The sequence below is a fragment of the Candidatus Thiosymbion oneisti genome (assembly GCF_900092655.1).
Taxonomy (GTDB): domain Bacteria; phylum Pseudomonadota; class Gammaproteobacteria; order Chromatiales; family Chromatiaceae; genus Thiosymbion; species Thiosymbion oneisti.
In genome coordinates this window covers 1-1,665 of the sequence record NZ_FLUY01000448.1, presented here as the reverse complement: position 1 = coordinate 1,665, position 1,665 = coordinate 1, and the positions used below count along the sequence as shown (strand labels likewise).

Genomic DNA, 1,665 nt, shown 5'->3' with positions numbered 1-1,665 from the left:
TGGTTATTGCTGGGTTTTGGCCATCCCTGGCCGCAACCCAGCCTACGGCCTACGGTCCCTTTTTAGACAGTCTCTTACGCCCGCCGGGCTCGGCACCGGCGAAGCCCATACGCAGTAGGCGCTGGTGGCCGGTGCCGGCTGGCTCGCCGTTAACTTCCGGGAGCTGCCGCCAATGCCAGGGTAAGACGATACGCCCGTCGCCCTCCGTGCCTGCGAGGCCATAGGCGCTGAGCTCCTCCAGACGCTCACGGATTCGCCGCTTGAATCGCTGCAAATCCTGGTCGTTATGGTCGTAGAGCTGGTAGCGGTCCCAGAGATCACGCACGGCCTGGGCCGTGCGCTGATCGCCCCACCACAGGCTGAGCAGCTGGCGCTCAATGGCCTGTTCGTGGTCGGCACCGCCGTCCTCCCAGCGTGTGCCGGGGGTGGTGTGTGCAGCTGCTCCAGGTTTGCGGTGTTGGCGGCGAGACGGGTCTCCCAGAAATCGAGTGCGGTCTTCAAACAGCGGTCGGCCTTACTGCTGGGGCCGTCTTCCCGCACCCAGCGGGCGAGATCAGCAAGCAAACCCCGGCGCTCGCCGTCACTGAAGCGGATGCCGTCGGCACCCCTGTAGCCGGCCGTCGGTGCCGGCAGTCGCCAGGCCGGTGGCAGCCCGAGTGCCTGATAGAGATCACGGGCCTGGGCCAGGGTCACCGGTAGGCGCGGCAGGGCACAGGCGGTGGCCCACAGGCGTGTCTCCAGATCCGTGATCGGCAGCGGGTCGCTCAGCGGTCCGGGTGTCTCGCGTCCCGCCGGCCAGGCGGGGAGCCCAGCGGGGGCGATGCAGGTGAGGCCGAGGCGGGCGGCCAGATCCGGGAGGTCGAGCTCCGGCGGGGAGAAATCCACCAGGCACAGGCGCGGCCAGGTCCGCAGCTCACGCAGGGCGTGCTCCAGCCCCGCTGCTTGGTCACTCTCGGTGCCGTCCAGGGTGTGGGCGATCCCGGTGCCGTCGGTGAACAGGGCAACCAGGGCCTGCCGGGTGGCGGCCTCGAGATCGAATGGTGAGGCCTGCTCGCGGGTAGCGAAGCGGAGCTTGACGGGTAGGTAGGGCCGGGAAGGTCGCGCGGCGTACCCGCAACCCGGCACGCGTGAGCTCACGCGCTATCTGATCGGCTAGGGCGACGGCCTCGCGGGTGCGCAGGCGGCTGTCGAGCCAGAGTCAGACCTCACGCTCGTAGCGGGCGCGGGCGAAGTGCAGCTCGGGAAAGCCGGCCTCGGCACTGCCGCGCACGGTGGCGGGCACATCGCCCACGGGCGGTGTTTCCTCCGCTTTTTCCTCTTCTACCAGCGGTAGCTGGCGGCGAAATTCACGGCGTATGAGATAGCGTTGCTCCGCGTCCTTGGCCAGTAAGGCGACCAGGAGCTCGCGGGCGGCGGTCCATTCCAGCCGACGACCGGGGGCGAAGATCCGGGCGATGCGTTCGTAATCCAGCGGCAACACGGGTAGGCCCAGGTCGGGTAGGCGCCTGAGGAGCTGTGCCAGACGCGGGTCGTCGCCGGGGGTCACGGGTGCCAGCATAGCGGATCGATTGTTTTTCTAGCCTTGCTGCTCGTTCCCACGCGCCGCGTGGGAACGCAGAAGCTCCGCGCCGCGGAGTGTCTCGGAAACTCGTAGCCGCTGCTGCA

The 1,665-nt window shown here is 68.6% G+C and carries 2 protein-coding genes; both read right to left on the bottom strand.

All coding sequences use genetic code 11. The annotated features are described in order from the left end of the window. Positions 1 to 42: 42 nt before the first annotated feature. Positions 43 to 1,137 carry a hypothetical protein gene (locus tag BQ17_RS04440; protein ID WP_141699095.1) on the bottom strand — a complete coding sequence of 365 codons (1,095 nt, stop codon included), beginning with the start codon at positions 1,135 to 1,137 and terminating at the stop codon, positions 43 to 45. Positions 1,138 to 1,198: 61 nt separating this feature from the next. Next, complete coding sequence (locus BQ17_RS04435; protein ID WP_089724638.1) at positions 1,199 to 1,558, bottom strand: hypothetical protein; 360 nt, start codon at positions 1,556 to 1,558, stop codon at positions 1,199 to 1,201. Between the last annotated feature and the right edge of the window lie 107 nt (positions 1,559 to 1,665).

What these genes read in the sequence shown, in the direction of transcription:
- BQ17_RS04435 (WP_089724638.1), bottom strand. Translation starts at nt 1,558, where the DNA reads ATGCTGGCACCCGTGACCCCCGGCGACGACCCGCGTCTGGCACAGCTC.